The organism is Algoriphagus sp. 10J20-15, from assembly GCF_055809615.1.
Genome location: NZ_JBVVUG010000050.1, coordinates 1 through 8,923, shown reverse-complemented (window position 1 = coordinate 8,923; position 8,923 = coordinate 1). Strand labels below are relative to the sequence as shown.

The 8,923-nt window shown below is 39.3% G+C and carries 8 protein-coding genes, 1 tRNA gene and 4 pseudogenes; 1 reads left to right on the top strand and 12 read right to left on the bottom strand.

Going from position 1 to position 8,923, the window contains the following annotated elements:
- From AC0L6R_RS24340 to mltG, 12 genes and pseudogenes are all read right to left on the bottom strand, one after another.
- A pseudogene (locus AC0L6R_RS24340) lies at positions 1-344 on the bottom strand (4-hydroxy-tetrahydrodipicolinate reductase); the annotation flags it as partial.
- A gap of 3 nt (positions 345-347) precedes the next feature.
- The gene (locus AC0L6R_RS24335) at positions 348-611 is read right to left on the bottom strand and encodes a DUF5683 domain-containing protein (protein WP_473273492.1); all 264 of its coding nucleotides are present in this window, start codon (positions 609-611) and stop codon (positions 348-350) included.
- Positions 526-897, bottom strand: coding sequence for a DUF5683 domain-containing protein (locus AC0L6R_RS24330; protein WP_473273491.1), 372 nt, complete (start codon positions 895-897; stop codon positions 526-528). The genes AC0L6R_RS24335 and AC0L6R_RS24330 overlap by 86 nt, the downstream gene beginning before the upstream one ends.
- A 56-nt stretch (positions 898-953) precedes the next feature.
- Positions 954-1,871, bottom strand: a pseudogene (locus AC0L6R_RS24325) (ParB/RepB/Spo0J family partition protein).
- Between the two features lie 2 nt (positions 1,872-1,873).
- Positions 1,874-2,661: pseudogene (locus tag AC0L6R_RS24320) on the bottom strand (ParA family protein).
- Between the two features lie 314 nt (positions 2,662-2,975).
- Positions 2,976-3,752: a glycosyltransferase family protein gene (locus tag AC0L6R_RS24315; protein WP_473273490.1), complete on the bottom strand. Its 777-nt coding sequence runs from the start codon at positions 3,750-3,752 to the stop codon at positions 2,976-2,978.
- A gap of 288 nt (positions 3,753-4,040) precedes the next feature.
- Positions 4,041-5,090 carry an ISAon1 family transposase gene (locus AC0L6R_RS24310; RefSeq protein WP_473272349.1) on the bottom strand — a complete coding sequence of 350 codons (1,050 nt, stop codon included), beginning with the start codon at positions 5,088-5,090 and terminating at the stop codon, positions 4,041-4,043.
- Positions 5,006-5,380 carry an ISAon1 family transposase N-terminal region protein gene (locus tag AC0L6R_RS24305; protein ID WP_348339436.1) on the bottom strand — a complete coding sequence of 125 codons (375 nt, stop codon included), beginning with the start codon at positions 5,378-5,380 and terminating at the stop codon, positions 5,006-5,008. Before AC0L6R_RS24305 ends, AC0L6R_RS24310 begins: the two co-directional genes overlap by 85 nt.
- Before the next feature lie 132 nt (positions 5,381-5,512).
- A tRNA-Ser gene (locus tag AC0L6R_RS24300) sits at positions 5,513-5,597 on the bottom strand.
- 333 nt (positions 5,598-5,930) lie between these two features.
- Positions 5,931-6,848, bottom strand: coding sequence for a YihY/virulence factor BrkB family protein (locus tag AC0L6R_RS24295; RefSeq protein WP_473273493.1), 918 nt, complete (start codon positions 6,846-6,848; stop codon positions 5,931-5,933).
- A 4-nt stretch (positions 6,849-6,852) separates the two neighbouring features.
- Positions 6,853-7,269, bottom strand: a complete 417-nt coding sequence (locus AC0L6R_RS24290; RefSeq protein WP_283413845.1) for an acyl-CoA thioesterase — start codon at positions 7,267-7,269, stop codon at positions 6,853-6,855.
- 2 nt (positions 7,270-7,271) lie between these two features.
- A pseudogene (gene mltG, locus AC0L6R_RS24285) lies at positions 7,272-8,256 on the bottom strand (endolytic transglycosylase MltG).
- 145 nt (positions 8,257-8,401) lie between these two features.
- Here mltG and AC0L6R_RS24280 point away from each other — a divergent pair.
- On the top strand, positions 8,402-8,830 hold the full coding sequence (locus tag AC0L6R_RS24280; protein WP_473273489.1) for a (deoxy)nucleoside triphosphate pyrophosphohydrolase: 429 nt from the start codon (positions 8,402-8,404) through the stop codon (positions 8,828-8,830).
- Positions 8,831-8,923 lie beyond the last annotated feature (93 nt).

Below are 8,923 nucleotides of genomic sequence, written 5' to 3'. Positions count from 1 at the left end.
CATTGGCCTTTGAAAAAGATGTTTACTCCAACGCTATAATTTGAAGCGTAGAAAAAGGCGCCATTTTTAGACCTAGTTAATTGCTCAATTTCTGGCTTTTTATCAAGCCATCCAGTGGTGCCCGAGACTATCGGAATACCTCGTTCAATCGCCCACTTAATGTTTTCAACAGCAGCTTCTGGTTGACTAAACTCGATCGCTACATCGATAGTAGCAGGGTCTAGCGAATCTAAATCAGTAAGATTGTCAATATTGATTTTTCCTGCTATACTATGCCCACGTGATTCTGAGAGTTGGCCTATTAACTGACCCATTTTCCCGTATCCGAGAAGTAAAATGTTCATATTTTAAAAGTTGAGTTTTACAGAAAGCCCCACCGAAGTATTGTTTGAAGAAAATCTTTCGTAGTGAGGCTCAAATTTTAATGCGATATCGTCCGATACGTCAAAACCGGATAGATGCGCGTCTACATTTGCATCTATTAAGTTTAAGGCATAAATACCGACTAATAGTAGGTAGCAAAGATCACGGTTTTTTCGCCAATAATTTACATTTCGAACCAATCCATCCCGATTTAAGCTCGGGAAATCGAGTTGGAAGGTCGTTATCAAAATCTGAAAGAGCTTGCTTAAATATCTGATATCGCCTGTTATTGAAATTTATGAAGTAAATATCGGTGATTATACCCCCATAAATTAAAGGGACTTTCCACGATTTTCCATTGTAAACCTGTCCAGCGCCTGGCAAAATTGCTGAGAGGATCGTTGCTTTTTTTGGATTTTTCGGCAGCAAGGAGTAATCGGCCTCTGACTTGGAAGCCTTTGGCTGTTCATTCTCCTCTAATTCCTGAGCAAAAGATGCTGAGCTTAGACTAAAACAAAAAACCAAAAATCCCACTAGAATGAGTGGGGATTTACGTTGAACTAGTCTATGGCAAAAGATGAACCTCAATGTTAGATGATTTCTAGGATTTCCAGAATTCGGTTAAGATCAGATGCAGAATTAAAAGGGATTTTAATTTCACCCTTATTTTTTGGGTTGGACTTTCAATGCTACTTCTAGTCCCAAAGTGTGAGGCAAGTCGCTGCTGGAGTTTGTTGATTTCGTACTTGCGAACTGGATCAAGTTCTTTGTTTGATGGTTTCTCTGGCTTGCCTTCATTTAAAGCTTTTACTAAAGCCTCTACTTTCCTTACACTTAACTCTTCTTCAACCGCTTTTTTTGAGAGTAGCAAGTATGCTTATCTACATCCTCTATATTAATCAAAGCGCGGGCATGACCCATTGACGATTGTTGATCCCGGATCGCTGCCTGAATCGTCGGTGGAAGTTTTAATAGTCGTGAGGTAATTCTTCCCAGTAGTTCTGTCTTTACCGACCCGATCACCTAATTCCTCTTGTTTTAAGTCACATTCTGCTAAAAGCCTCTGGTAGGATTGGGCGATTTCTAGGGCATTTAAATTTTCACGTTGAATATTTTCAATCAAAGCCATCTCAAGCATCTGCTGATCATTTGCAGTGCGGACATAAGCCGGTATTTGAGTTAGTCCTGCAATTTTTGAAGCTTGAAATCTATCGTTCACCAGATATCAACTGGTATTCATCTGTGTCGAGTCTACGGACTGTGATGGGCTGAATGATGCCTTGAACTTTGATTGATTCGGCAAGTTCGGCTAAAGCAGCAGTGTCGAAGTGAACACGGGGTTGAAATGGATTGACTTGAATTTGGTCAAGAGGGATTTCGAAAATTCCTGTTTTAACTACCTCAGGTAAAATCTCCTCAGATTTGTGTTTGGCAGGACTATCTTCAAGCAAGGCTCCAAGGCCTCTCCCCAAGACACTTTTTTTTCGGTTAGGTTTATTATCTGACATAGTTATTTGGTCACTTTTTGTACATCATTTTTCTGTACTATTTCACCCGCCAGATTCGAATATGCTACTGCTCCTTTTCCATCTGCATCAAATGGAATACGCAGGCAAGACCACAAGCTTTAGGAGCTTCGCTGAGTCTTACATTACGAGGGATGATAGTTTCAAAAACCATGTTTTTGAAATGCAATCTAACCTCTTCCACCACTTGATTAGATAGTCTCAGTCGTACATCATACATGGTCAGTAGAATGCCTTCAATTTCCAGATCTGGATTTAGTCTAGTTTGAATGATTTTTATGGTGTTCAATAATTTCCCTAAGCCTTCTAAGGCGAAATATTCACATTGAACGGGGATTATGACTGAATTGGCAGCAGTTAGCGCATTGATCGTAATTAATCCTAAGGAAGGTGAGCAATCGATAATGATGAAGTCATACAATTCTTTGAGGTCTTGAATTACCTCTTTCATCTTTTCTTCCCGATTATCCAAATTGATCATCTCGACTTCCGCTCCCACCAAGTCGATATGGGAAGGCACCAAATCTAGGTATTCGAGTTCAGTCTTATGGATAATCTCTTTCACATCAATTCCATCCACCATGCATTCATAAATACTGGTGTTGATGGATTTGGGATCATGACCCAACCCAGAAGTGGTATTAGCCTGTGGGTCAGCGTCAATCACCAGGGTCTTAAATTCCAGGACAGCCAAACTAGCTGCCAAGTTCATCGCTGTGGTAGTTTTGCCTACTCCGCCTTTCTGGTTGGCTATGGCAATGATTTTTCCCATGGTGTTATTTGAAGAGTAATTTAAACTCAATATTAAGCAAAATGAATTCTTTTCTGGCTGATCTGGCTGCTTTTTTTAGGTAAGGGCGTAGTGCTTAAGTGGAGCATGATAGGGTTAGAATTGACTATTTTTGAATGTTAAGCAATTGGTATTGAGAATCTTGTTTTTAAGATCATGCAAGTTCGATTGCAGTTGAGATTTGATTCCTTACACGGATATTCTTAATTCTAGTTAAGATTAGAAAGAGGATTTAAGATCAACTGTTTGGTGAATGGCTAACTGGGGTTACTTATTATTCGCGATATGTAGTTTGGCTAAGGTGTATGGGTAGCCCTTATGTTGTTCTTCTTTTTTAAAGGGTTTCTATTTTTAAGTATAGACTTGAATTTTAACACTGAGTTTTTGAGTATCAAACTATAATAAAGTTTGAAAAATTGTTGGGAGTGAATTGACGGGTTTTTTTTAAAGAGATGACGGGTTTTTACCAATGAAATGAGGTTGCGGTCTACTTCTTTTCTAGCACAAACATGAATGAAGAGCCCTTTATTGATATCGTGAATGTCATAAATGCAATTCAACTTCTCTGGATCATGAATGATTATCTGTTTAGGGTATTTAGGGATAACATAGTCGACCATTGCCTTTTGCTCAAATGGATAAGGGAAGTTTGCTCTTAGTTTATAAATCTCACTTTCTATATGGATTGCATCTCGATGCACTATTTTCACTCCAGTGTTGACTTTATAATGCCATGGGTGCTCGTGAAAAAGATGGTATAAAATATTCGGAGTGTCCAAGTCAATTTGGCTTTCAATACGGATGCTCAAAGACTTAGGGTAGATGTCGGTGTCAAGCCAAATATACCACTTAGCTTTTGGGTACATTTTTGCAGCTTTAATCAAAAGAAGCGATCTTCTGAAGTGTAGCTCAAAATCCTTATTTGGAACCTTTGTTACCGAATCGTAAAATAGATCGTATGAATTTACCCTTGCATATTCTGATATAGCCCATTTATTCACTTCAGCAAATGTGACTCCACTGGGGTAATGACCTGACACTAAGCATATTTCACTGTTCAATATATCGCTCATATAATTTTATGTAATAATCCTACAAAAGAAATTCTCTAGTAATTTTTTATGATTGTCCGCAATGAGATCAGTCACCTTATATTCTTTGCGTATGAGGTTGGAAGACTGAAACTTCGGCTACGCTCAATGCAAGTGACCGAAGGCCGATGTAGCCTCAACTCCTAAGTTTAACAAATCTTACACTGCTTTTGTCTCCTTACTGGTAGAAAAGCGGTTATACATAAAATTTTTAATGAGTTCAATAAAGGTGAAAAGGGATCAGTCGGAATATCTGGGGAGCAGGTTTATTCACGCATAGATATTAGATAGTCTGAACAGGAAGAATTCAATGTTAGTGACACCTCTGAACTGAGCCCTGAATGCTTTTATTTTTGCATTGAATGATTCTGCTGATGCATTTGTACTCCTGTTTTCAAAGAAATTCAGAATGGAAGTGTAGTGATTCTGTATGGTTCTGGACACGGTATTGAATGATTTGAAGCCTGCTTCTTCCACTTCATTGTACCAATGAGCCAGCTTGGTGAAGGCGACACCTTTTAGCTTGCTTGTTTGATAGATCCTTGCCAGAGATCTCGATAGTTTGTAGGCTTTTTCCAGATCAGGGTAGCGCCGGAAGAGAATCTCGGCCCTGTGTGCCTGCGATATTGTCCATTTATCTTCTCCTTTGAAAAGCAGGTATCTGCTTCTGGCTAACAGTTGTTTTTCGGTATCACCATTTTCGAGCTTGTGTGGAATAAATGTTTTTTTACACTCTCTACTGAGCTCCATTTCCTTGTTCTCCTGTTCAATAGCGTCCCATCTGTGGGCGATTCTCATTTCCTGAACTGCGTCATAGACCAGTTTCTGGACATGAAACCGGTCAGTGACCAATTGGGCTTTGGGAAAACTACGGCGTACGATCTTTTCCATACTGGCGGCCATATCTAGTGTTACTTCCTCTACCTTTTTCCGTTTATTCTCGGGTAGTTGCCTGAGAACAGCATTCACTGTTTCACTTTCAGTCCCTTTTATCATGGCAACCAGAGCTCCCTTCTTACCTTTTGCTGCTTTATTGGTCAGGACAGTATACAGTTCTCCTTGAGAGAGGGCTGTTTCATCAATGCTGAGATGTGTTCCCAGATTTTCAGGAAAAATAATCCAGTCTTTAGCATGTGGGCGTTGTTGCCAGTCCAGGAAGTTGCTCAGATGGAAAACGTATTGATGCTCAAGGATTTTTCCGTTTACCTGGAAGTTATCCGCTAGGCTTTTGCAACTTACCGGCGATGAATCCAGTCGTTCCTTTTTAAAAAAAGCGCGAATTCCTCTGTCATCCGCGTACCATTTGCCACCAAGCTCCAATCTCTACTCACATTCTTTCCTGTCTCTTCATTGAGCCACTTCCTCCTCTTAATATTCAGAAAACAGGCTTTACCGCGCAACGGGAAATCCTGAATACTTACCTCATCATAAAAACCCTTTGAGGTGAGTTTTGACCCCTGAAGATGCTCGGGATGAATATTGAGCTCTTCCAAATAAATGTGGTAAGCATTGTCTTTGAGTCCCGCTGAAGTAACCTTGAAAAATTCAAGCAGGCCCTGAGGCAAAAGCAAGCTGAGGTAGTCCTTTTCTTCCAATTCTTTTTTTAGCAAAGAAAATGCATTGTGTCAATTCCCCCAACTTTTAGGACTGATCCTTAGATTTTGAATAATAATACAATTGAATCATTTGAAAATATATAAAAAAGAAGAGAGCTAAGTGTTAGCTTAGCTCTCTTAAGAATGCAGAGGAAGAGGGATTCGAACCCCCGGTACCTCACGGTACAACGGTTTTCAAGACCGCCGCATTCGACCGCTCTGCCATTCCTCTAGGTCGTCTTCAGGGATAATTCCCTGATTTGGTCTGCAAAGATAAATTAAAAGCTAACTTTTACAAAGCCTCTTTTGCCTTTTTGTTCTAACCCGCTGATTGTTTAGGGATTATTTTTTAAAAAAAATGAGGTTGAAAGAGTTTCCAAATAAAATTTTGGGCTTTTCTACCGGGTTCTAGCTCAAATTAAATAATAAAAATGGAGGTAGATCTTTTGAATAGTGGTGGTTCTGGTTGATAGGATACAAAAATTGCAGATCTATATTTATTCCGCGATAATACTTTCTGTGTCTAAAGTGAGAACTATCCGGTTCCGCACTTCTTTTACGCTTCTTATTTTCTTCTACCAAATCCAAACTCCACATTCACCTCAAAGCATACAATCACAATAATTGAGGTGATCAGAAGCCATAGCATCAACGCAATCAAAGTGCCTATTGAACCATATAGCTTGTTGTAGCTGGCAAAATTATTTAAGTAAAAGGAGAAGCCATAAAATCCAAACGTGATCAATAGCCCTGCTAATTTGGCTCCTGTAGAAAAGAAATTCCATTTGTCATGAACTGCAGGAGCAAATCGAAAAATGAATGCAGTAGTGATGTAAAACATCAAAAGTAATATCAGAAATTTCAGGCTGGAAAATAAGAAAATCATAAATCCCGAATTGAACACCTGAAGCTCATCCAGTCTTCTGATTAATACTCCTCCCACAATCATGACTATGCTGGCGGTGATCACCGTAAATGCCAATACCATCACAATGCTCACTGCGATTCCTCGGCTTTGAAGGAAACCACGGTTGTCTTTGGTCTGGTAAACGGAGTTAAAGGAATTCATCATAGACATTACTCCCTGGGTGGAAGCAAATAATGCAAAGAAAAAACCCAAGGATAGCATGCTCTGTCTTGGCTTGGAAACAATATCCATGATGGTGTTTTCCGATTGAGTATATACTTCTGCAGGTAGTATTTCTTGGATAAAGGTCAGGATATTTTGCGTAGTAATGTATGGGAAAATGTCCTGCAGGTAGGGGATCAAGTTTAGCAAGAAAAGAATTAAAGGGAATAGGGCGATAGTGAAGCTAAATGCCATTGACCCTGCACGCTCGATGATATCATCCTTTTGTAGTTGAACCAAAAATATCCTTCCTACATCAAACAAGTTCTTGTCCGGATCGCCGAAATGAATTTTCTTAAGCTTGCGTGCTTGCCAAAGTAACTTGACTTCTAACCTAAGGATTTTTGTTTTGATCACTTTACCTTACTTCTTGAAAATACGCTTTCAATAAAGCTAACAAATTATGTGGAGGTCTGGTCGGACGATGACTGTCTTTTTTGAGGAAAGTTAGAATAGTCCAACCTTCTGTGATTAATTCTCCCTGCGAATTAAAGACCTGATATTCAAACCTGATTCGGACTCCAGGGAGGGTTGGGATAGTGGTTTTAATGGTAAGTAATTCATCATATTTGCCTGGTTTCAGATATTGGAAATGGCTTTCCACAACAGGCATCATCACGCCCTCATCCTCCATTTCCTTGTATGAAAAACCAATACTGCGCATGGCTTCCACTCTGGCCACCTCGAAGTACATCGCGTAATTACCATAATAGACATAACTCATTTGGTCAGTCTCAGCATATCTTACACGAATTTGAGTTTCTGCTTGATACATACTTAGTAAATCTTGGCTGCATTAAGTGCGGCCTGATACCTTCTTGCATTTGCATTATGCTGCGCTAAATTAGTAGCAAAAGAATGATATCCTGAGAAATCCTCTTTTGCGCAGAAGTATAAAAACTTATGATCTTCTGCATTTAGTACTGCATTCAATGAGTTGATATCGGGTAAGTTTATAGGGCCGAGGTAGGCCGGCATACCTATAAGTATTATAGGGGCTATCAGTTTCTTTATGGACGTTTAGCACACGTTTCAATTCAAAATCTCCAAGTGCAAAAACTAATGTCGGATCAGCTTGAAGTGGCATGTTTAACCGTAATCGGTTTAGGTAGACTCCGGCGATTCTTGGTCGCTCATCAGATTTTTGACTTTCAGCTTGAACAATACTGGCGAGGGTGCTGACTTCTTTAGGAGTAAGCCCAAGTAGGCGGGCCTTTTGCTTTTTCTCTTCTGTCCAAAAACTTTCATATTCCCGGTGCATTCTATCAAAAAGTGCCTCAGCGCTTGTATTCCACCAAACTTCATAGGTATTTGGGATAAACATGGACATGATAGTTTCTTCATCAAAATCAAACTTTCGGATATATACTGAGTCTTGAATTAAGTCAAGAAATTGATCTTTGGAAATCTCCATATTAGCAGTGATTTTTTCCGCTAAATCCTCCTTGGTTCTCACATTATTAAAGGTGACTCGGATAGGAGTTTGCCTGCCTGACCGAAGTAACCTTACTAATTCCAGGTTTGTCATCTTTGGTTCGATGGTGTAAAGTCCTGGTTTTACGTTTTCCTGGTAGTCCATGACTTTGGCTAAAAAGCCAAAACTCACCAAGTCATTTACCACATGATTGTCATAAAGTTTATTTGATACGGTTTTGAATGTGTCATTACTCCCTATTTTCAACATATAGTTCTGATCAGACTCTATCAGCACATTTGGGCTGAAGAATATCTGGTAGAAATAGAAACTCAGGGAGATAGCCATAACCGAAAAGGCAATGACTAGGACGAGGTAGATGTTTTTTCTTTTTCGCTTAGCATACTGATGCCAAAAATAGGGAAAAATCTAAGTTGGAGTTTGTGCCTGAGGTAAGGTAGTGATATCGTTCTAGAGCAAAATTATCTCTACAGTGGAAGTGGTTTTAGTCACCTGCGCTCTTATATTTTTGAATGGGAAGGTGCTTTGCGCGCAAAGATCTAATACTATGAATCTTTCAGGATTTTGGGAATTCCCTGGTGGGAAAGTTGAAAAAAATGAAAGCCCGGAAGCTTGTCTTGTAAGAGAAATAAAAGAAGAATTGGCAATTTCTGTCTGCACACGTGTTGCATTGAAGTCTAGTGAGTATTCTTATTCTGCAGGCAAACTGATACGATTATTGCCCTTTGTTTGCAGTTGGCAGAGTGGAGAAATTACACTGCTTGAACATCAGGAAGTACGTTGGGTATCAAAAGAAAATATAAAATCCCTTAATTGGGCACCGGCCGATATTCCTATCGTTGATGAGCTATTTGAAAATTGGAACAAGATTCAGGATCAACTAGTTAATTATATCAAATGAACTTTGAACTTGTAAATCTCCTTTTATTAGAAATATGTATATAAACTATTATGTGTTGAACACTAGCTTTGGTGGTACTTTGGTCATCTGCCA